Genomic DNA, 21059 nt, shown 5'->3' on the forward strand with positions numbered 1-21059 from the left:
ATCATTTACAAATTGGCTAAAATATCTATATGTAGTTAATTATTATAATACAAAGGATGTTTAATTTATGAATGCAAATGACTTTTCAAATATAAACCTAGTAAAATCATTAGATGAAAATATTAATATGATAAAAAACATTTTTATTAATGACACAACAGTCGTATATAGAGATCTATCAATTGGCAAACCTACTAGCACTAAGTGTACGCTTGTTTATATTAATGGAATGGCAAATCTGAAAACAATTAATGAAGATATTATAAAGCCACTTTTGTTAGGTGATTTATCTGATATTAATGATAGTAACATTATGGATATTTTAATGCAAAAAATACTTTTAACTGCAGACAACAAAAAAGCATCTATTGTTGATAATATCATTAATGAAATTATATACGGAAAAACTATGCTTTTCATAGATGGTTTGGCTGAAGTAGTTTCTATTGGTACTATAGGATGGGAAAAAAGGGCAATTTCAGAACCTCAATCAGAAACTATAGTTAGGGGTCCTCGCGAAGGCTTTACCGAATCAATGAATTTAAATCTTACACTTATTAGGCGGAAACTTATTAATTCTAACTTAAAATTCGAATTCATGAGAATTGGTGAACAAACTAAAACTCAAATATGTGTATGTTATATTAAAGGTATAGCAATGGAACCTATACATAAAGAGCTAATGACGCGGCTTAATAATATTGATATTGATGGCATTTTAGATTCTGGTTACATAGAGGAATTAATTAAAGATGCCCCTTATTCTCCCTTTAGGACTATTTTTAATACAGAAAGACCTGATGTGGTAGCAGGTAAACTTCTAGAAGGAAGGTTTGCAGTTCTCTGCGATGGAACTCCTGTTGTTTTAACTCTTCCAACTATCTTTGTTGAGGGTTTTCAGAGCAATGAAGACTATTATAACAATTTTTTATATTCCTCCTTTGTCAGATTTCTTCGCTGGTTATGCTTTCTTATTAGTACTAGTACTCCAGCTATATATGTAGCACTTGTTACCTTCCATCAAGAACTTATTCCAACTCCACTTCTTTTAAGTATATATTCTGCGAGACAAGGATTACCTTTTCCTTCAATTATAGAAGCCATGGGCATGATGATTGTATTTGAGATACTTAAAGAAGCAGGTCTTAGAATGCCTAAACATATTGGCGGAGCAATTAGTATAGTAGGTGCCTTAGTGCTTGGTGATGCCGCTGTTAACGCAAGACTAGTCAGTGCCCCTATAGTAATAGTTACTGCACTAACTGGAATTTCAAGCATTATGCTACCTCAAGTGTTAGGAATAGTAGAGATACGAATAATTTTTTTATTATTATCTTCCTTCCTAGGTTTATATGGTTACATTTTTGGCGTAATGGGTTTAGTTCTTCATATGATGTCTATTCGTTCCTTTGGTATACCTTATATGACTAACATCCCTTCTTTTTCTATTCAGGATATAAAGGATACGGTAATTAGAGCTCCCTGGTGGGCTATGTATTTAAGACCGAAGCTGTTTACAAAAAATAAAAAGCGTCAAAAAAAATTAAGAAAGAGAGACTCCAAATGAAAAAAAAAATTGTAATAATAATTTTTATTATAGCTATATGCCCTATTATATTATGCGGGTGCTGGGACTATAGCGAAATAGACACATTAGCAATAGTAGCTGGCGTTGCTATAGATAAGGATATATCAACAAATAAATATATTGTTACAACAGAAATTATAACCACGCAACATCAAGGTGGTTCCTCAACCATTAGTTCTGAGCTTTATAGCTCCGAAGGTGACAGTATATTTAATGCGGTGAGGAATATGATAGAAAAAACTGGTTTAAAACTTTTTTGGAGTGATGAAAAGGTGCTAATAATAAGTGAGCCAGTCGCAAATGAGGGGGTAATTCCGGTAATTGATTGGGCCTATAGAGACTCCAGCCTTAGATCAGATATGTGGATTCTAATAGCAAAGGGTAATAGTGCTGCTGAAATTTTAAAAACTAAGGTTAATCTTAATAACGTAACTTCATTTCATCTTAATGATGCCATGACTTCATGGCAAACACTCTCTAAATTTCCTAACTCAATGTTATGGTCATTTGTCGATGCAATGTCTTCAGAAGGTAAGTCTGAAGCAATAGCTACAGTTAAAAATGAGCTTAATGCTGGAAATATAGTCCCTATTTTAAATGGCTCTGCTATTTTTAAGTCAGATAAGCTTGTAGGATATATAGATGGGGACGAAACCCTATACATGCTTATGATTCAGAACAAAATAGAACAAGGGTTAATTACTTTGAAAGATGTTTCAGGTTCCGACACCAGCATAACCTTAGAAATACATGAAAATAAAACTAAATTAACCCCCATTTATAACAATGGAATATCATCGCTTACAATTGATATATACCCAGTTGTAACTATATCTGAGGTTGGAGGAACTAAAGATTTTATTAAAGAGGGAAATTTAAAAATACTTAAGAGTGAAGCAGAAAAAAAAATTGAAAATAATATACAATCTTTAATTAGTAAATTACAGAAAAATTACCATAGCGACGTTTTAGGTTTTAGAGAGATTTTCAAAAAAGAAAAACCAAAAGTAAGTGAGACTTACAAAAATAATGGAGAAGACATTTGGGTAAGTCTAAAGACTGAAGTTAACGTGCACCTGAAAATAAAGGGTAGTGGTACAACAACAAATCCTATTCCAATAGGAAAATAATCAAAGGAGAATTTATAAATGTTTTTACTTGTAATAATTTTTTATATCATAGTAATATTATTTGAAACTGTCGTATTATTAAAAGAAAAAAATATTGGTAAAATAGCACTTTATTTTTCTCTGATTATATTTTCGATGATAATCAGCACTCTTCTAACATTAGGAGTACAGTTACCAAGTCCATCAAATCAAATAAAAGATATTGTAGTTTCAATATTTGGTAAAACAAATTAGTTTATTTACTGTTTATCATTACAGTAAATAGTATGGGAGGCATAAATGAAAAATGAAGTTATTTCTGAAAGACAAGCTACAATACTTATAATACTTTTTATAATTGGAACTACTTTTTTAAATGGATCTGGAGGCGCTGCAAAACAAGATGCCTGGATTGCAATAATTATTGCTATTTTATGGTCTATTATATTGTTACTTATGTTTTCTAAAATTTTATCTTTATATCCTGGGAAAGATTTATTTGATATACTTCAAATCGTTATGGGGCCATTTATAGGAAAAACAATAAGTATACTAATGATATGGTTTGCCTTTCATGATGGATCCTTAGTTCTTAGAAGTTTATCAGAATTTACTGATATTTCAGCGTTACCTGATACACCGGTGGTAGTTCCTATGATTTTTTTTACTATACTTCTTATATGGAGTTTAAAAGAAGGTATTGAAGTCTTAGGAAGATGGTCTGAGTTCTTCATTTGGATTGTAATTCTAATATTTTTTACTGTCTCTATATTTTCAATTTCACAAATTGATATAAGCAAATTAAAACCAATACTAAGTAGCGGTTCCGCTCCACTTCTAAGAGGTGCTTTCTCAAGTTTTACTTATCCATTTGGTGAAACCGTAATTTTTACAATGGTATTTTCTAATATATCTAAAGTTAAAAATTATAAAAAAGCATTTATGATAGGCTTACTAGTGGGTGGAGGGCTTATATTTTTAGTAACATTAAGAAATATTTTAGTATTAGGTAATGAAACCTTATCAAGGTTATATTTCCCTTCTCCCATGGTAATAAGCCTTATTCACCTAGGTAATTTACTTGAAAGACTTGAAATGACAGTAGCTATTGAATTCTTAGTATGTGTCTTTGTTAAAGTAATTATATGTCTCTTTGCAGTTTGCAATGGAATTTCCAAGGTTTTTGGATTTAATGATTACAAATTTATTGCGACACCTGTAGCTCTTTTGATGCTTAACTTCTCTTTTTTTGTTTACGAGAGTACCATGGAAATGTTATCCTGGACTTTGAATATATGGCCATATTATTCTTTTATATTTGAAGTTATAATACCTTTAATTATTTTTATTATGGTGGAGATTAGGAGTAGAAGCGCAAAAACAACAAGCGTAACTAAATAATTATTTAGTATTTCATCACCTAAGTCATATGCAAATGAGTATAACAATCATATTTTTCAAATTATTTTTTTAATAAATAATATATGATATAATATAAATACTATTAAAATTAGTATATTCTTTGAAAGGAAGTGTTCCACATATGTTGAAAGAATTTAAGAAATTTGCTCTTAAAGGGAGTGTATTAGATTTAGCAATAGCTGTTGTTATAGGTGCGGCATTTTCTAAAATAGTTACCTCTTTAGTGAATGAAATTATAATGCCCTTCCTTGGCATATTAATGGGTGGAATTAATTTTAGTAGTTTACAATATGATATACCATCATCTATAGCCGGTGGAGTAGCATTGTCAATTAAATATGGTTTATTTATTCAATCTATCATAGACTTTTTAATAATTGCTTTTTCACTTTTTATATTTATAAAAGCTATACAATCTGTTAAAAAGAAAGAAATCGAAAAAATTGTCGCTCCCAAAATTTCAAATGAAGAAGTGCTATTAAGTGAAATTAGAGACTTATTACAACAAAAAAAATAATATGAAAAATCTCCAAGTAAACATTTCACTTGGAGATTTTTGTATAATTAATTATATTTGCATTCAATTTATAGAAACAACTAAAACATGGGAGTTATAAATATATAAAGGAGGTGCTTCGTTTGAAGTTTTTTTCCTGTAAGAAGAAATCATTTTTAATCTTGCTTTTACCCTTAGGTATTCTCCTAACTCAAATATCTAGAATGTTTCCGACTATTATAGAAAAATACTATTCATCATTTTTTTATAAAATAATTGCTAATATTTTAAGTGCAATTACCCACTTCTTACCATTTTCTCTTGCAGAACTTACAATTATTTTCTTTGTAACTTTCGCGTTATTGTATATTTTAAAAACAACTTTTGACTTATACAAATATGAAAATAAAAGATTAGGTATTTTAAAACACTTTGTTTTAAATATACTTGCTGCATCCGGATTAATATATTTTTCATTCCAGTTTTTATGGGGATTTAATTATCAAAGACTTACACTCAATAAAATATTTCAGTTAAATGTCCGCTCGTCATCTTCAAATGAACTTGCTTCACTTTGCATGCATCTTATAAATAGTTCAAGTTCTCTAAGAAAAAAAACAAACGAAAACCAATATGGTGTAATGGAACTTTCTTATAATAAAAAGTATATCCTAAAAACTGCTCAATTAGGATATGATAAAGTTTCACTTAAATATGCTGCATTAAAAGGTAACTATGGAATACCTAAGGGTATATTACTTTCAAGTCCAATGTGCTATACAGGAATTACAGGTTTTTATTTTCCTTTTACTAACGAAGCAAATATTAATATGGCAGAACCTGATTCATTCCTTCCATTTACCACGGTTCACGAAATGGCCCATCAAAGAGGCTTTGCCAAAGAAGATGAAGCAAACTATATTGCATATATAGCTTGTATAAATCATCCGTATATAGATTTTCAATACTCTGGAACACTTGCAGCATTATCTTATTCATTAAATGCATTACAAAAAAGTGATTCACAAAAATATAAAGAATTGATTTTAACTTGTAGCACAGGTGTAATTAATGACTTGAAGTACAACCAATCTTTTTGGGAAATGTACTCCGGTCCTATAGAAAAAATAGGAGATAAAATTAACGACACTTATCTTAAATCTCAAAATCAACAATCGGGAACAAAAAGCTATGGTGCAATGGTCGACTTACTTCTTGCTGATTACAGAGAAAAATGATTTTAAAACACCGTGGTTAAAATTAACCACGGTGTTTTAAAAATCATCAATCAAACCTATTATATTATTTCTGTGAATCATTTTATGTTATTTTACATGTTGCTATCTAACTCTTCTTGCAGACATATAATCACTTCTCGTTAATTGTGATATTTTAACTACATCCCCTGTGCTTGGTGCGTGTATGTATGAATTATTTCCTACATAAATACCAACATGGTGAGGACTTCCTGATCCAAAGAATACCAAATCTCCTGGTTGTAAATTCTCTCTAGACACATATGATCCGTGAGTTATCTGAGCATAAGTATCTCTACCTGTAGTAACTCCAAAATGTGCATATACATATTGAGTAAAACCTGAACAATCAAATGAATTTGGACCCGTTGCTCCCCACACATATGGTGTTCCCAGGAAAGTTTTAGCATATTCTATTACTTCATTTGAACCAACTGGTAAAGTTGGTTTTGGTAAAGTTGGTTTTGGTAAGGTTGGTTTTGGTTTGCTTACCTCTTCAACTATTTCTTTTTCATCATTTGTTTCATTTTTCACTGCGGTACTTACCTGCCCTCTTGATGGGGTATTTTCTTGAGTTTTTTTAGTATCTATTGCCATATCGTATTTACGTTTTTGATCTGCTTCATCTTTTATTTGATTCGTAGTACTGTCTACTGAAGCCTGTATTTTTATCATCTCATTTTTATTCAATTCTTCCTGTTTATTAGCTTCTACTACTAGTAGTCCTTGTTCTTTTTTCTTTGCACTAAGCTCGTCCAATTTAATTTCATTATTAGCTTTTAACGCTAGAACTTTTACTTTTTTATCATTAAGAGCTTTTTTTCTATCCTCGATAATTTTCTTTTTCTCATTTAATTCTTTAATAATTTTGTTATCATATTCTACAATTTTTTTAACATTTTCTACTCTTGAGATAAGGTCTTCGACTCCTTCAGAATCAAGTAGTATCTCTAAATAACTATCTGCTCCGTTCATATACATTGCTCTCATTCTTTCATTAAATACAGATTCCTCGCCCTTTATATTGTGCTCGGCAACTACTATATCTTTTGTAGTCTTCTCTATTTTTTTCTCAGTACTATATATCTCATTTTTTGCTTTATCAATTCCTGCGTTCATGTTCCCAATATCTAAATCTAACATTTCAATAGATATCTCTAATTGGTCAGAATTCTTTTGTGACAAACTATATGAACCCTGTTGTTCTAGCAGCTGCTTCTTTTGATTATCTAACTGCTGCGTTAGTGACACTGCGAACATCGGCTTACTTACTGACATAACTAGTCCAATAGCTATAAGTAAAGGTAATATTCTTCTTCTCATTGTTACTCCCCCCATATCTTATGTTGTAAAATCATCATTAATTCTCATATTATTATTTCCTAACCATATTATAGCACTATATTAGGCAATTGGAACGATTAATATAAATTAACCTTATTAACAGTCCAAATTAATTTAAATTATTATTACCTGTCCAGCTCTATACATCTACATCCATTTCTAAATATCTCATTTATTTAATCTTTTTTACTATGTTTGTTTGTTTGTTTTTTCGTTTTTCTTTATCCTTTGCTTTAGATAATTGCGGCGTTTTTTCTTTTATTGAGCTATCTTGTGTAATATAACTAGTTGCTACCTTTACAGGGCTTATAATAGGTGTCTTAACAGACTTCTTTATAGCCTCCTTAATAGCATCTTTCTCTATACTTGATGACCCTACTACGGGGCTCACTATTTCGGTCCTATCTATAGTGTTCATAACTGTACTTTCTTTTTTATTCCCATGGAAAATATAAATGCTTGCTAGAGTTACAACTAGACAACAGAAAAACCCATTTTTAATTTTTGTTAACTTCCCTTTATTTGTGATTTTTGTTTTAGCTTTTTTAGTCCCCACATTTGTGCTAATATTATAGTCACTCAAACCCGCTATTTTTTCATATTTATCTTTTTTTAATACTTCTAAAATTTCTTTTTTTAGATCTTTAACCGAAATATATCTATCCTTAATATCAATCTTAACGCACTTCTGTATTATTATTTTTAATTTTTCATTAATATCAGGCCCATAATTTTCGTCCAAAAGAGGTTCTATACCTGTGAAAGGGGTCTTCCCTTTCACCATAAAGTATACTAACATTCCGATGCCATATATATCTGTTTGCGTACAACATTTCCCTAAGCCGTATTGCTCTGGAGCCGCATATCCATTAGAACCTGCGCACACTGTGTCTTGCGACTTGTCACCCTTATAAATTTTCGAAATACCAAAATCAATCAAAACAACTTTTTCACTGATTGTTATAATTATGTTCGATGGTTTTATATCTCTATATATAATAGCTGGATTTTGATTATGTAAATATCCTATAATATCACATAAATCAGATGTAATCCGGCAAGTTTTTTCTGTCTGTATTCTACCATTTACCTTAACATACTCCTTTAGTGTTTGACCCTCTACGTAATCTTGAACCATATATAGATTGTTATTTTCATAAAATATATCAACTATTCTCCGAATACCTGGATGGCTTAGATTTTTTAAAATGTTAGCCTCTGTTAAAATATCTATATTTTTTGTATTTTTTATTACTTCTTTTATAGCCCAAAAATTACCCTGAATTATATTTTCGCATAAATAAACGGTGCCCATTCCACCCTTGCCTAAAATTTTAATTACTACATATTTTTTGTCTAATATATCTCCACTATTTAGCATAATTCACCTCTTGTATAAATGTTTCATAACTTATTCATCTAATAACATATGTATAAATATAAAATTTTAAGTGATATTTTCTTTTTATAGTCATACCTTATCCAATAATAATATATATATAAATATAGGTATATTGGGTATCTAATATCCTTTACGCGAAAGTATATACAAATATAAAATGCATTTGCTATTATTGTTTTACCACAAATAATAATAGCTTAACAAAAGAGAACACAAATACAAGGTAATTATATCAAACTTCCCATTGATTTACCATATATTCATGTTAAATGTTACTAACAATATGACAATAGGATTTTTATTAAAGTTTCTTTAATGCTATATAGCTATCTCTCACAATTTATTAAATACCCAATAAATCTTACAGTTTCCTTGTAAATAAAAAATTCCTTTGTTTTTTTAAGTACCATTATTAACTCCCTGAATATAATAACACTGTAGAGCGAATTAAGGAGATGACTATTTATGGCTTTCAGTGCTAGGGAGTTATTGGCTAGAATACTACAATGTGAGGCTGGTGGAGAAGGCGAAAATGGGATGAAAGCTGTTGCCTCTGTAGTTATGAACAGAGTGCACGTAGCAGATGGTGAATATCTTAGGATAGGTCAAGGTGATTTAAGGAATATCATATTTCAGGAAGGACAATTTGATTGTGCAAGATCTGTAATTCGTGGTGTGACTAACCCACAAACCATTTGGGCAAGTCGACCAGAGCAGATACATTATGATATTGCTGATTGGGCTTTAGCTGGCAATAGATTATATACAACAGGTGAGTCCTTATGGTATTTTAATCCCTATGCACCATGTCCAGATGAATTCCCTTTCAATGGTAGTGGTATCTATCAAGTCAGTGTAGGTCTACATTGCTTTTACAATCCCACAGCGAAGTATTTTACTACTTAATTAAAAAGCATTACTAACTATACCTTTAGATAATAATTTAATATAATTTTTAAGGAGGATATTTTATGTTTATAGCACCACCTAACAATTTTAATCAAATTCCAATGTGGGACAGTGTTCCTGTGTTTTCTGAACCCCCAATGGCACCTATTCCAAAATTTGGTACAGATGATAATACAAGAGAAAGACCTGCGATGCCAACCCCTGATAGTAACCAGCACCGTGAAATGCCACCTGTCTCACCCATAGTAGATAATCCACTTTATAATCAAGGTTGGTTATCTACCCAAATAGGTAAATATATAAAAGTAGAATTTTTAATTGGAACTGGTATGTGGGTTGATCGCGAAGGCATATTAAAAGAAGTTGGTATTAGTTTTATTGTCATTCAAGAAAGTGGTTCAAATGATCTGGTAATGTGTGATATATTCTCTATTAGATTTGTAAGAATTTTTAAAAACCAATCTAAATGTACAGATAATTATGAAAAACAGACAAAATCTTCGTATTAATGTAATTTAAAATCACGAAACATATAAAAGATGCCCCTAGTGAACTTAACTCACTAGGGGCATTTCTTATAATTTTATTTTACATTCTCAACTTCACCATACTTTACTCCAAACGTGTCCACAGTAACTTTTTTCATCTTTTGATCTTTTTTAGGTTTATCATTACTCCCAGTCTCAACAGCTACTATTTTATCCACTGTTTCCATACCTTCTGTAACCTTACCAAAAGCAGCATAATCACCATCTAAGTTGCTACTTTCCTTAATCATTATAAAAAACTGTGAACCAGCTGAGTCTTTATCAGCACTTCTAGCCATAGATACTACTCCTCTTTCATGTTTTAAAGGGTTGTCGAAACTATTATTACTAAACTCGCCGCTTATTGTATACCCGGGGCCGCCCGTGCCCGTTCCTTCTGGGTCTCCTCCTTGTATCATAAAACCTGGTATTACCCTATGAAAAATTAATCCATTATAATAACCACTCTGGACTAAAGAAACAAAATTTCTAACTGTATTCGGTGCAATTTCTGGATATAATTCTACCTTAATAGTCGAGCCATCTTCCATTACTATAGTAACCATTGGATTTTTGTCATTAGCTCCTTTTTCTGTTTGTTTTTTAACTACTGGAGTAGGTTCTACCTCTTTTGTTGCTTTAGGTTTACTATCGACATTATCTTTTTCCGTATTAGCGCATCCAGCTGCCAAAAACACAAAAATCACTGTACCCAATATCATTGTTTTTTTTAAAAACTTCATCCTTTTCATTTTTAAACGCTCCTTCATATCTCGCCTAGCATTAACTATCTTCCGCGAAGCTACAATATTAACGACTTCGGAAGGAGATTTTCACTCCCACTGAAGTTTTATTTTTGTTATAACACGGAACCCTCACTTGTAGAAGTTTAAGACCTTCCTTTTAAATGTCATTAATCCTCTACACACTAGATTTAATTAATTCCATATTACCTTCAAGTGTATACTCTATTCCTTTTGATATATAAACTGTTTCTTCTTCTTTTAATTTCATTTGCTCATTACTCACTTTTATTACTCCCTCGCCACATATTACAGTGTAGCTATGGAAACTATCATTAACTATGTCTATATAATTGTTATTGACAATAATTTTTTCCACTTTAAAATAAGGTGTCTCTAATTTATTAAAATTATCAATTTTTCCACCTTTATTCTTACCATCATAATCTATAACATCTAAGGATTTTTCAATATGCACTTCTCTGCCTCGTCCCCAGTCATGAAGTCTATAAGTAATGTTGCTATTTTGTTGCACCTCAATAAGCTTTACACCAGATTCTATAGCATGTACCGTACCCGCTGGTATGTAGATGAAATCTCCCCTGCTTATATTGATTCGTTCTAAATAATCTTCTAGTTTACCTTCTTTTATAATTTGCCTTAGCTTTTCTTTATTTAAACCTTTCTTTATTCCTGATACTAAAGTCGCTCCCTTTTTAGCTTCCAATATATACCAACATTCTGTTTTTCCATTAGCATTTTCAACCCTTTTAGCATAATCATCATTTGGATGTACTTGTACTGATAAGGTATCTTCTGCTTTTATAATTTTATTTAGTATAGGAAAATCACTACCACATCCTAAAATTTCAGACAATTCTCGTCCTTCATAAATTCCTTCTTGCACCGTAGAATTTCCCTCTTCATGACATGAAAGTACCCATTTCTCCCATCCCCATATTTTTTCACTTAAGTATGGCTTTAATTTTAAAATTAATTCTTTAGACAATACAACTCCTCCAATACACGTTAATTATTTTTCCCCATATTTGTTATTATACCTTTTGCCTCTTTCACAGTACTACTTGGCCCACAAATATCAAATTTACCATTATATTTGTTATCTACTTCAGCTACTCTTATAAGTATTTCATTGAAGTTCTTTGATGTATTAAGCGTTCCAGTCACTTCATATTGCCCTGTTTTACTATTTTTAGCTTCTATAAAAGTGCTATATCCCGTAGTCTTAAAAACATTGTTCTTCGCCCATATTCTCTTTAGAATAACCTTCTCTTTAATACCATCTACTTCTACACTTCCAGTAAATTCATAATTCAAAGATAATTTCTTTTTTAATTCTCCAACAAGCTTAATTTCAGTTGATTTGTTAAATTCACTATTCTCATCATACATATATCCACCATAGTTTCTTTCAATGCTCACCGGTCTAAAATATATAACTGATATTAAAATCATACCAATAACTGCAATTAATATTGAAGCTTTCAAAGCTGATCTATCCATATTTATCACCTCAGATTTTAATTGTTTTATTTAAAATATATTACTTTCTGCCTTAAGCTATACATAATATTATAAACTAAATTTTCTTATCACTTCCTTTTTTAAAATTTTATCACATTATTAATTTAATTTCTATTATTTTGTAAAAACATTGGAAATTTAGTTATAATTTAGATGCATTATACTCTGAATATTGGAGAAACTAATATTTCATTAAACTTTAGAAAGGTGGCAATATCCATGGCAAGAAAAGATTCAAAAAACTACAATTACACTACCCAAGAGCAAATTATGATTAAGAAAAATGATGATGCTAGATTACCAAAACGACTTGGCAGCGATGAAAAAATCCAGGCGGCTTCAAAAAGAAGTAAAATAGAATAATTCCTACTCGGTCCATCCTATTTAGTTTAGATAAAACAAGGCATCTATGATTATTGCCCATAGATGCCTTATTAATTCATACTTATTTAACTTTCCAAGTCGTTCCTTCCTTAGTATCAAAAAGTTCGATATTCATAGCTATAAATTCATTTCTTATCTCATCTGCTCTTGCCCAGTTTTTACTCTCTCTTGCGTCAGTTCTTTCAATTATAAGCTTATTTATAAGCTCTTCATCTACATTTGTATCTTCCTTTTCAATTGTCATAAGATCTAATGAGAATATTTTATCAAAATCTTCTATAAGTATAGCTTTTTCCTTATTATTAAGTTCACCATCTTTTAAAACATCAAAAAGTACAGTGAAAGCATTTGCTATATTTAAATCATCACTGATATATGATGAGAATTTTTCTTTGTATGCGTTAGTTTTCTCACCACTCGTTACATCATTTTGATTTATAGAGTTTAAAACAGTAGCAATTCTCTCTTTAAGTTTTTTGTAGCCATTCCTAGCGTCATTTAAACTGTCGAAACTAAACACTAACTGTTTTCTATATTTAGATTGAAGACAGAAATATCTATAATCAAGAGGACTATATCCTTCTTCTTCAAGTCTTGCTACAGTTAAAAAATTCCCAGTAGATTTTGACATTTTACCACTATCTAGTACTAAAAACTCTCCATGCATCCAGTATTTTACCCATTTATGTCCTAATACTCCTTCAGATTGAGCTACTTCATTAGTGTGATGTATCGCAATATGATCCACTCCACCACAGTGAATATCTAAACATTCACCAATATATTTAACAGACATTGCCGAGCATTCTAAATGCCAACCTGGAAACCCCTTGCCCCATGGTGACTCCCACTGCATAATTTGATTAGAAAACTTAGAGTTTGTAAACCATAGTACAAAATCAAGTGGGTTTTTCTTATTAGGATCTATTTCTATTCTACTTCCTGCTTTCAGTTCATCTATGCTAAGGTTTGCAAGCTTAGTATAGTCTTCAAATTTGTCAATTTCAAAATACACATTTCCATTAGATACATAAGTGTATCCTTTTTCTTCAAGTTTTTTTATAAAATCTATCATATCCTGTATATGATCTGTAGCTCTACATACAATAGTAGGTCTTTTTATATTAAGTTTTTTACAATCTTCAAAAAAAGCATCTTCATAAAACTTAGCAATTTCCCATACTGTTTTATGCTCACGGCTTGCACCTAATGCCATTTTATCTTCCCCTTCATCCCCATCCGATTGAAGGTGCCCTACGTCAGTTACATTCATTACATGTTTAACTTTATAATTAAAATACTCTAAGGATTTTTTAAGTACATCTTCAAAAATATATGTCCTTAAATTGCCTATATGTGCATAGTTGTACACTGTAGGTCCACAAGTATACATTCCCACCTTACCTTCTTTATAAGGTACAAACTCATCTTTATTTCTAGTCATAGTATTATAAACATTAAAACTCAATATATTCACTCCTTCTTAAATAGTACAAAAGTATCCAAAGCTTTCCGGAAACTCTTACTAATAATCTAATCTTTTCATTTAAAATATAAAAAGCTACAGGCATGCTGCAGCTTTAAACTTCAAAGTATAAACAAGCACAGATTTTCAAATACAAAAGTAACTCTAATTATTTAGAATCTTAAAACAATAACATATATATAAATTCTAACATAATAATAAGATAATGCAATAAATTATGTTAATAATCTTTTATTTGCTTCTAATTTATAAAATTTGCAGATACGTTATTTAAATTATTTATAATTCTTCGATTTCCTATAAAATAAAAGTAGCAGAGCATATAGACAAAAGTTTATATGCTCTGCTCTTTTTATTTTCTGTCAGCAGACTGTTTTTTTGTTGTAGCATTTTGATTTTTTGCAGATTCTCTAGTTATAGGAGTATCATAATTACTTTTAGCTAATCTAGAAAATTTATTGTCAGGTTGGCTATCTTTAGGCATAAAAACATCTCCTTTATTTATATTGCTATTTATATGTTTCGCTATTTTCAAAAAAAATATTCTACCTAATTATAATTGTAGAACCCATTCTCATAAATTTATTTCTTATAGAATCTAGAAAACAAAAACCAATCTAAAATATAGACTGGTTTTTAAAAGATCATTTATATATTTGATTTATCTTAATTAGAATGTGCCTTATAGTATCTCTTCATAATCAACATCAACAATAACACTATCATCATAATTAATATCAATGGAATCTGAAGTATCTTTATCACTACTAAACATATCAGCTTTCGCAGCAAAATTTTTCTTTGTACTTAATTTGTAGATGAAATTTTTAGTACCCTTTATTAGTTTAAAACTATACCATACTAAAGCTCCAAAAACTAAAATTGCAAATAAGGCTTTAATAACAAAGATAGCTATATAAGGTAATGTTATTAATAAAACAATAAATGTACCAATTGATAAAACTGATTTAAATAACTTTGAAATTATATTTCTGCCCTTTGTATATTCCATGATAATCCTAGCCTTCTTTCATTTCATAAGATTTATTTATTAAATATTAATCTAATTATAACATATAATTAGAATCTAATATTAGAGATTGCTTAAGAAAGTATTAATAAATTATTAATAATATTATTATTGCATTCCTCCATCTATTGTTATCACCTGTCCAGTAATATATTTTGAATTTTCACTAGCTAAAAAGGTTACAAGCATGCCAACATCTCGCACTTCTCCAAATTTCATCATAGGTATTTCATTAGTTAAAGATTTGCGTTCGCCATCAGTTAGCCAACCATTCATTTCTGTATCTATAACCCCTGGAGCTATTGCATTAACCCTAATATTAGATGGTGCAAGTTCCTTAGCTAGTGCCTTTGTAAAAGAGTTAATCGCACCCTTAGATGCTGAGTAAATCACTTCACAAGAGGCACCTACATTACCCCACATTGAAGATATATTTATTATGCTTCCACTTTTCTGTTTTATCATCGCTTTAACAGCACTGTGCGAACAATTAATTGTGCCTTTAAGATTTACATTTAAAATATTGTCCCATTCTTCTGGCATATCATCCATAAACAGCCCGACCTTTGAGATCCCTGCATTATTTATCAAAATATCTATTTTACCTAATTTTTCAACAGTAGTTTTTATCATACCCTTTGAAAATTCATAATCACTTACATCACCTTTAATTTTCAAGGCATAAGCTCCTAGCTCTCTAATTTCCTGCAAGGTTTTTTCAGCTGCTTCATCATTGCTTTTATAATTTATAACAACGCAAGCCCCAGCCTTAGCTAGCTCTATAGCAATACCTTTCCCAATTCCTCTAGATGCTCCTGTAACTATAGCTACTTTACCTTTTAAATTCATATATACCGCCCCTAACTTAAAATGTTTTCTTTTTTATTTATTATACCGCTAATTTACTAAATATTAAAACATCCCTTCATTTAATATCTTGTAAATAATTATCTATTCAATTATTCTTCTGTTCAGAATTCCAAAATTCAATCAACTTTTTTATGACTTCTACCTATTTAAATTTCACACAATTTATGTTACATTTTAGTTAGTTATAAAAAAATCCAAATTATTATACCTATTTACACAGTAGCATTTGATAAATGCAGTTGGAGGGAAAAATGGCTAATTTAAAAAGAAAATTTGGTGAAGGACCTATATATACGATAACTAATTATATATTTTGGTTTTTCTTGGGCAATCTGTACTTTCTACTTCTCAATATTCCACTACTTTTCATATTAATTGCACTCTTTTCTAATGGTTCAAATACAATTCCACAGGGGTTTATTTCTATTATCCTTATATGTTGTATCCCAATAGGCCCTGCCGCAACAGCTCTTCTTAGTGTTATGGGCAAACTTATCCGGGAAAAAGATATAAATATTACGAAAGATTTTTTTAAGGCTTATAAAGTTAACTTTTTCCAATCATTATTCTTTTGGTCTCTAGAAATAATTACACTATCTATACTATTTATTGACATCAAATTGGTTATTTCAAGTAGTTACCCAAAATTTTTAACTGTTTTTATTTTTATAGTTGTAGCTTTTATTTTTTCAATGAGTCTTTATGTGTTCCCAATAATCTCAAGATTTTATTTAAGTACAAAAGATATTTTTAAAACTGCTGCCTACTATACCATTCGTAAATTTCATATTACAATTTTGAATTTAGCTAGTTTTTTGGTTGTAATACTCATATTTTTTAAAGTTTCTACCTTTATATTAGTATTTATATCAAGTATCATCTGTTATTTAATAATGTTCTATCAGCAAAAAATACTATTGGAAATTGAGTATAATCTTAAAAAAAATACTGAGAAAATTCAGGAAGAAGGCCAAAATGGATAAAACCATTAAATAATACTTCAAATCAGATAAAAAACAATATATCCTTGCAATACAGAGAGTAATCTTTTATATTAAATATAGGACATATATCTATTATAAATAATTTGAAATATCATAATAATTAAGATATATAACAAGGAGGAATTTACATTGAGTAAAATTGAACAATTAACCGTAGATACTATAAGGATTTTATCAGCTGAGGCAATAGAAAAAGCAAAATCTGGACATCCAGGGCTTCCGCTCGGAGCGGCACCCATGGCATATACATTATGGGCGAAGCATATGAAGCATAATCCTTGCAATTCAAAATGGCAGGATAGAGATAGATTTGTATTGTCAGCTGGGCATGGATCAATGCTAGAATATTCTCTACTTCATCTTTTTGGATATGGTCTAACTATTGAAGATTTAAAGAATTTTAGACAATTGGGAAGTTTAACACCCGGTCATCCTGAGTATGGTCATACAAATGGTGTTGAAGTTACCACAGGACCACTCGGACAAGGTATTGCTAATGCGGTAGGTATGGCAATAGCCGAAAGCCATCTTGCAGCAAAATTTAATACTAAAGAATATACTATTGTGGATCATTATACCTATGCTATATGTGGTGACGGATGTAATATGGAAGGAATCTCTGGAGAAGCAGCATCCCTGGCAGGTACCTTAGGACTTGGAAAACTTATTTTAATGTATGACTCAAATAGTATAACTATAGAAGGAAATACAGATATCGCTTTTAGAGAAGACGTAAGTAAACGATTTGATGCCTATGGATGGCAGGTTTTATATGTAGAAGATGGCAATGATATGGACGCAATAAGTAGTGCCATTGAAACTGCAAAACTTGAGTTAAATAAACCTACATTTATTAAAATTAAAACTATTATTGGATTCGGTTGTGCTAAAAAACAAGGTACTGCCTCAGCACATGGGGAACCACTAGGAGAATCTAATATAACTGAAATGAAAAAATGCCTAGGCTGGAACCTCGATCCATTTACAGTTCCCGATGAAGTAACTAATCATATGGAAAATGTAAAGTCAGATCTTAGGGAAAAAGAAGAAACTTGGAACACACTTTATGCGCAGTATAGTGAAAAAAATCCTGAACTTGCTAAGGAATATGAAGCATGGCAAAGCGGAGAACTTTCTGTTGATTTACTTAAGATCCAAGATATGTGGAAGTTTGAAGGCACAGCAGCAACAAGAAACTCTTCTGGCGCAATAATAAATATATTAGCAAAACATGTACCAAACCTTATAGGTGGTTCAGCAGATCTTGCTCCTTCTAATAAAACCTATATGGAGGGCAAAGGTGATTTTTCTATGGAAGATAGAACTGGCACTAACCTTCATTTTGGAGTAAGAGAGCATGCAATGGCTGCTATTGCAAATGGAATATATGTTCATGGAGGTCTTAAACCCTTTGTTTCAACTTTCTTTGTATTTAGTGATTATATGAAGGGTGCAATGAGATTATCTTCCCTTATGAGTCTTCCAGTAATTTATGTTTTAACTCATGATAGTATAGCAGTTGGTGAAGATGGTCCAACTCATGAACCAATTGAACAGCTTGCAGCTTTGCGATCTCTACCAAACTTCAATGTCTTTAGACCAGCTGATTCAAGAGAAACAGCTGTTGGCTTTTATGCTGCAATGACTTCAAAAACAACTCCTACTGCATTAATACTAACAAGGCAGAATCTACCTTTGTATGAAGAAACCTCAATTGAAGCTTTAAAGGGTGCCTATGTCTTAAAAACCTATGAAGAAAAAGGTAGAAACCCTGATATAATTTTAATGGCTTCTGGTTCTGAAGTAGAATTTATTTATGAAGGAGCTAAGATATTAAATGACCGTGGTATCAAAGCTAGAGTAGTAAGTATGCCATCCTTAGATTTGTTTGATGCCCAATCAAAAGAGTACAGGGAATCTATATTACCATCAGACCTAAGATCCCGCTTGGCAGTTGAAGCCGCTTCTTCCTTTGGTTGGCATAAATATGTTGGAATAGACGGAGATGTAATCTCTATTGATAGATTTGGAGCTTCAGGTAAAGCCGACGATTTATTCAAAATATTCGGCTTTACAACAGAAAATGTTGTTAATAGAGCAATTAAATTGCTCCGTAAGTAATTTAATTAAGTTATAATTTTATTCTGAATAATTTTTTAAATCTTACACATAATATTATTAATAGTTATTAACTCACAGCTAGATAGATGAGCTCATCATTAATATAGATACAGCTAAAAGTTACTAACTACCATATGTATTAAATAAACTGTTTTAAATTTAGTTTTTAGCTGTAACTATTATTTAATGCAGTTTATTTAATATTGTATTTTAAAAGCATTTATAAATTATTAATATAAATATTTATTTAATTTAACATATAAAAATAAGCAAAATAATTATGCCATATAGAATTACTAATACCCCCATTAATTATTACATATGTTCCACCATCTTCTATTTGGTAAGTTGTATAATGAAATGACCGAAGAGTAACAAAAAATAAAGACTCAAGAGAAATACTCTTGTATAATGTTAAGTGACTAAACCAACATATACGGGAGGATTTCAAATGAGTCAATTAGATTTTATCACACAGAGCAGAAAAGGTAAACACATAACATACGAGGAACGCATAAAGTTAGAAGCTTTACACAAAATGGGACTTAATTCAACTCGTATTGCGGAGCAAATAGGTGGGCGTTCAGAACGTACAATAAGGCGTGAAATTGCTAAAGGAATTGTAGAACTATTGAATAGTGACTTAACCACTCGCATGGAATATAGCGCAGAAATTGGGCAGTCAGAGCATGACAAACAAGGTACCGCTAAAGGTCCTGCATTAAAAATAGGAAAAGATCATGAAAAAGCTATTGGTATAGATGGCGAATCTCCGTATGCAGCTATTCAAAATATCACAAATAAAGATCTACAATTTGAAACAACTATTTGCTTCAAAACTGTGTATAACTATTTGGATAATAATTTGTTTTTAAATATAAGTAACAAAGATCTGCCTGTTAAAAAGAATGCTAAAAAGAGAAACTATAAAAAAATAAGATCAGCGTATAACAATACCAAAGGAACTAGCATATCGGAGAGACCTGCAGCGGTAGCTGCACGTGATGAGATAGGCCACTGGGAAATGGACACTGTAGTTGGCAAACAGGGTACAAAAACTGTCTTGATGGTGTTAAGTGAAAGAGTAACTCGTAAGGAGTTAGTCTTTAAAATACCATCTAAATCACAGGCGGCTGTCGTGAAAGAATTGGACAAATTGGAGCGTAAAATGGGAATGTTATTCTCGAAAACATTTAAAACAATCACCTGTGATAACGGCTGTGAGAACCTTGATTTCGAGGGTATTGAGAACTCAGTAAGAAATAAACGAAAGAGAACTAAAGTGTATTATGCTCACCCATATAGTTCATGGGAGCGAGGCACAAACGAAAATATCAATAAAATGATACGACGATTTATCCCAAAAGGTGTGGATATTTCAGCATTCTCTAAAAAACAAATTATGCGAATACAGCACTGGATCAACAATTATCCAAGAAGGATTTTCAACGGTTTATCTGCCAATATGATGGAACAGAAAACCATTACAACTTAACATTATATTTTTCTTGAAAATTTCGGACATTTTATATTGCAATCTACAACCATCTTCTATTTCTAAAAAACTCTTTATTTATTAGCCCAATTATGATATTATGTAGTAAATTAGTTAAAAAGGAGGTTGATTATTATGTCATATAAAATTACTGATGCATGTGTAAGCTGTGGAGCTTGCGAACCTGAATGCCCAGTTAACGCTATAAGCCAAGGAGATTCACTATTTGTTATCGATGCTGATACTTGTATCGATTGTGGAGCTTGTGCAGGTGTTTGTCCTACAGGCGCTCCAGTTGAGGCTTAATTAGAACATAGATCTTATGATT

General features: G+C 30.8%; 22 protein-coding genes. 13 read left to right on the forward strand and 9 right to left on the reverse strand.

The features are described from left to right. The first annotated feature begins 67 nt into the window (after positions 1-67). The 6 genes from ACWJJ2_RS09860 (at position 68) to ACWJJ2_RS09885 (ending at position 5853) form a co-directional block, all read left to right on the forward strand. Positions 68-1567 carry a spore germination protein gene (locus ACWJJ2_RS09860; RefSeq protein WP_462953195.1) on the forward strand — a complete coding sequence of 500 codons (1500 nt, stop codon included), beginning with the start codon at positions 68-70 and terminating at the stop codon, positions 1565-1567. Beyond that, a complete protein-coding gene (locus tag ACWJJ2_RS09865; protein WP_462953196.1) occupies positions 1564-2718 on the forward strand; it encodes a Ger(x)C family spore germination protein in 1155 nt (384 codons plus the stop codon). The genes ACWJJ2_RS09860 and ACWJJ2_RS09865 overlap by 4 nt, the downstream gene beginning before the upstream one ends. An 18-nt stretch (positions 2719-2736) precedes the next feature. After that, complete coding sequence (locus ACWJJ2_RS09870; RefSeq protein WP_462953197.1) at positions 2737-2952, forward strand: hypothetical protein; 216 nt, start codon at positions 2737-2739, stop codon at positions 2950-2952. Positions 2953-2997: 45 nt separating this feature from the next. Beyond that, positions 2998-4098, forward strand: coding sequence for a GerAB/ArcD/ProY family transporter (locus ACWJJ2_RS09875; RefSeq protein ID WP_462953198.1), 1101 nt, complete (start codon positions 2998-3000; stop codon positions 4096-4098). A 142-nt stretch (positions 4099-4240) separates the two neighbouring features. Continuing rightward, entirely contained in the window at positions 4241-4636 is a 396-nt protein-coding gene (gene mscL, locus ACWJJ2_RS09880; RefSeq protein ID WP_462953199.1) for a large-conductance mechanosensitive channel protein MscL, read from the forward strand. Between the two features lie 122 nt (positions 4637-4758). Beyond that, a complete protein-coding gene (locus ACWJJ2_RS09885; RefSeq protein WP_462953200.1) occupies positions 4759-5853 on the forward strand; it encodes a DUF3810 domain-containing protein in 1095 nt (364 codons plus the stop codon). Between the two features lie 102 nt (positions 5854-5955). Here ACWJJ2_RS09885 and ACWJJ2_RS09890 read toward each other — a convergent pair whose 3' ends face one another. Both ACWJJ2_RS09890 and ACWJJ2_RS09895 read right to left on the reverse strand, forming a co-directional pair. After that, entirely contained in the window at positions 5956-7194 is a 1239-nt protein-coding gene (locus tag ACWJJ2_RS09890) for a C40 family peptidase (RefSeq protein ID WP_462953201.1), read from the reverse strand. 193 nt (positions 7195-7387) lie between these two features. Then, positions 7388-8596: a serine/threonine-protein kinase gene (locus ACWJJ2_RS09895; RefSeq protein ID WP_462953202.1), complete on the reverse strand. Its 1209-nt coding sequence runs from the start codon at positions 8594-8596 to the stop codon at positions 7388-7390. A 486-nt stretch (positions 8597-9082) separates the two neighbouring features. On the opposite strand from ACWJJ2_RS09895, the gene ACWJJ2_RS09900 reads away from it, so the two are divergent. Together ACWJJ2_RS09900 and ACWJJ2_RS09905 are read left to right on the forward strand one after the other, a co-directional pair. After that, positions 9083-9523, forward strand: coding sequence for a cell wall hydrolase (locus ACWJJ2_RS09900; RefSeq protein ID WP_216302691.1), 441 nt, complete (start codon positions 9083-9085; stop codon positions 9521-9523). Positions 9524-9588: 65 nt separating this feature from the next. Continuing rightward, positions 9589-10035 carry a hypothetical protein gene (locus ACWJJ2_RS09905; protein WP_220319907.1) on the forward strand — a complete coding sequence of 149 codons (447 nt, stop codon included), beginning with the start codon at positions 9589-9591 and terminating at the stop codon, positions 10033-10035. A 74-nt stretch (positions 10036-10109) separates the two neighbouring features. On the opposite strand, the gene ACWJJ2_RS09910 is transcribed toward ACWJJ2_RS09905, so the two are convergent. The 3 genes from ACWJJ2_RS09910 to ACWJJ2_RS09920 form a co-directional block, all read right to left on the reverse strand. After that, the gene (locus ACWJJ2_RS09910) at positions 10110-10805 is read right to left on the reverse strand and encodes a peptidylprolyl isomerase (protein WP_253198144.1); all 696 of its coding nucleotides are present in this window, start codon (positions 10803-10805) and stop codon (positions 10110-10112) included. A gap of 169 nt (positions 10806-10974) precedes the next feature. Next, a complete protein-coding gene (locus tag ACWJJ2_RS09915) occupies positions 10975-11805 on the reverse strand; it encodes a type I phosphomannose isomerase catalytic subunit (RefSeq protein ID WP_462953203.1) in 831 nt (276 codons plus the stop codon). Between the two features lie 20 nt (positions 11806-11825). Further along, entirely contained in the window at positions 11826-12320 is a 495-nt protein-coding gene (locus ACWJJ2_RS09920) for a hypothetical protein (protein ID WP_462953204.1), read from the reverse strand. 240 nt (positions 12321-12560) lie between these two features. Here ACWJJ2_RS09920 and ACWJJ2_RS09925 point away from each other — a divergent pair, with 240 nt between their 5' ends. Beyond that, positions 12561-12704 carry a hypothetical protein gene (locus tag ACWJJ2_RS09925; RefSeq protein WP_165413030.1) on the forward strand — a complete coding sequence of 48 codons (144 nt, stop codon included), beginning with the start codon at positions 12561-12563 and terminating at the stop codon, positions 12702-12704. 82 nt (positions 12705-12786) lie between these two features. Here ACWJJ2_RS09925 and cysS read toward each other — a convergent pair whose 3' ends face one another. From cysS to ymfI, 4 genes are all read right to left on the reverse strand, one after another. Then, the gene (cysS, locus tag ACWJJ2_RS09930; RefSeq protein WP_220286465.1) at positions 12787-14193 is read right to left on the reverse strand and encodes a cysteine--tRNA ligase; all 1407 of its coding nucleotides are present in this window, start codon (positions 14191-14193) and stop codon (positions 12787-12789) included. A 370-nt stretch (positions 14194-14563) separates the two neighbouring features. Then, complete coding sequence (locus tag ACWJJ2_RS09935) at positions 14564-14695, reverse strand: hypothetical protein (RefSeq protein WP_258280570.1); 132 nt, start codon at positions 14693-14695, stop codon at positions 14564-14566. Positions 14696-14893: 198 nt separating this feature from the next. Continuing rightward, positions 14894-15223: a hypothetical protein gene (locus tag ACWJJ2_RS09940; RefSeq protein ID WP_216302686.1), complete on the reverse strand. Its 330-nt coding sequence runs from the start codon at positions 15221-15223 to the stop codon at positions 14894-14896. A gap of 126 nt (positions 15224-15349) precedes the next feature. Beyond that, positions 15350-16090, reverse strand: coding sequence for an elongation factor P 5-aminopentanone reductase (ymfI, locus tag ACWJJ2_RS09945; RefSeq protein ID WP_462953205.1), 741 nt, complete (start codon positions 16088-16090; stop codon positions 15350-15352). 272 nt (positions 16091-16362) lie between these two features. Between ymfI and ACWJJ2_RS09950 the strand changes: the two genes are divergently transcribed. The 4 genes from ACWJJ2_RS09950 to ACWJJ2_RS09965 all read left to right on the forward strand — a co-directional run bounded on the left by ACWJJ2_RS09950 (position 16363) and on the right by ACWJJ2_RS09965 (position 21037). Beyond that, positions 16363-17094, forward strand: coding sequence for a YesL family protein (locus tag ACWJJ2_RS09950; RefSeq protein WP_216302684.1), 732 nt, complete (start codon positions 16363-16365; stop codon positions 17092-17094). Positions 17095-17244: 150 nt separating this feature from the next. After that, positions 17245-19236, forward strand: a complete 1992-nt coding sequence (tkt, locus tag ACWJJ2_RS09955; protein ID WP_216302683.1) for a transketolase — start codon at positions 17245-17247, stop codon at positions 19234-19236. A gap of 451 nt (positions 19237-19687) precedes the next feature. Further along, positions 19688-20731 (forward strand): IS30 family transposase, encoded by a 1044-nt coding sequence (locus tag ACWJJ2_RS09960; protein ID WP_462953206.1) that lies wholly within the window; start codon positions 19688-19690, stop codon positions 20729-20731. 135 nt (positions 20732-20866) lie between these two features. Next, positions 20867-21037, forward strand: a complete 171-nt coding sequence (locus ACWJJ2_RS09965; RefSeq protein ID WP_165414303.1) for a DUF362 domain-containing protein — start codon at positions 20867-20869, stop codon at positions 21035-21037. Positions 21038-21059: the final 22 nt, after the last annotated feature.

The organism is Clostridium sp. CM039, from assembly GCF_055081075.1.

Bases quoted from the DNA above. Each gene is read 5' to 3' on its own strand.
- ACWJJ2_RS09910 (WP_253198144.1), bottom strand. From the start codon at position 10,805: ATGAAAAGGATGAAGTTTTTAAAAAAAACAATGATATTGGGTACAGTG.
- ACWJJ2_RS09965 (WP_165414303.1), top strand. From the start codon at position 20,867: ATGTCATATAAAATTACTGATGCATGTGTAAGCTGTGGAGCTTGCGAA.
- ACWJJ2_RS09950 (WP_216302684.1), top strand. From the start codon at position 16,363: ATGGCTAATTTAAAAAGAAAATTTGGTGAAGGACCTATATATACGATA.
- ACWJJ2_RS09865 (WP_462953196.1), top strand. From the start codon at position 1,564: ATGAAAAAAAAAATTGTAATAATAATTTTTATTATAGCTATATGCCCT.
- ymfI (WP_462953205.1), bottom strand. From the start codon at position 16,090: ATGAATTTAAAAGGTAAAGTAGCTATAGTTACAGGAGCATCTAGAGGA.
- ACWJJ2_RS09905 (WP_220319907.1), top strand. From the start codon at position 9,589: ATGTTTATAGCACCACCTAACAATTTTAATCAAATTCCAATGTGGGAC.
- ACWJJ2_RS09870 (WP_462953197.1), top strand. From the start codon at position 2,737: ATGTTTTTACTTGTAATAATTTTTTATATCATAGTAATATTATTTGAA.
- ACWJJ2_RS09875 (WP_462953198.1), top strand. From the start codon at position 2,998: ATGAAAAATGAAGTTATTTCTGAAAGACAAGCTACAATACTTATAATA.
- ACWJJ2_RS09895 (WP_462953202.1), bottom strand. From the start codon at position 8,596: ATGCTAAATAGTGGAGATATATTAGACAAAAAATATGTAGTAATTAAA.
- ACWJJ2_RS09935 (WP_258280570.1), bottom strand. From the start codon at position 14,695: ATGCCTAAAGATAGCCAACCTGACAATAAATTTTCTAGATTAGCTAAA.
- ACWJJ2_RS09890 (WP_462953201.1), bottom strand. From the start codon at position 7,194: ATGAGAAGAAGAATATTACCTTTACTTATAGCTATTGGACTAGTTATG.
- ACWJJ2_RS09925 (WP_165413030.1), top strand. From the start codon at position 12,561: ATGGCAAGAAAAGATTCAAAAAACTACAATTACACTACCCAAGAGCAA.
- ACWJJ2_RS09860 (WP_462953195.1), top strand. From the start codon at position 68: ATGAATGCAAATGACTTTTCAAATATAAACCTAGTAAAATCATTAGAT.
- ACWJJ2_RS09960 (WP_462953206.1), top strand. From the start codon at position 19,688: ATGAGTCAATTAGATTTTATCACACAGAGCAGAAAAGGTAAACACATA.
- ACWJJ2_RS09900 (WP_216302691.1), top strand. From the start codon at position 9,083: ATGGCTTTCAGTGCTAGGGAGTTATTGGCTAGAATACTACAATGTGAG.
- ACWJJ2_RS09920 (WP_462953204.1), bottom strand. From the start codon at position 12,320: ATGGATAGATCAGCTTTGAAAGCTTCAATATTAATTGCAGTTATTGGT.
- mscL (WP_462953199.1), top strand. From the start codon at position 4,241: ATGTTGAAAGAATTTAAGAAATTTGCTCTTAAAGGGAGTGTATTAGAT.
- ACWJJ2_RS09940 (WP_216302686.1), bottom strand. From the start codon at position 15,223: ATGGAATATACAAAGGGCAGAAATATAATTTCAAAGTTATTTAAATCA.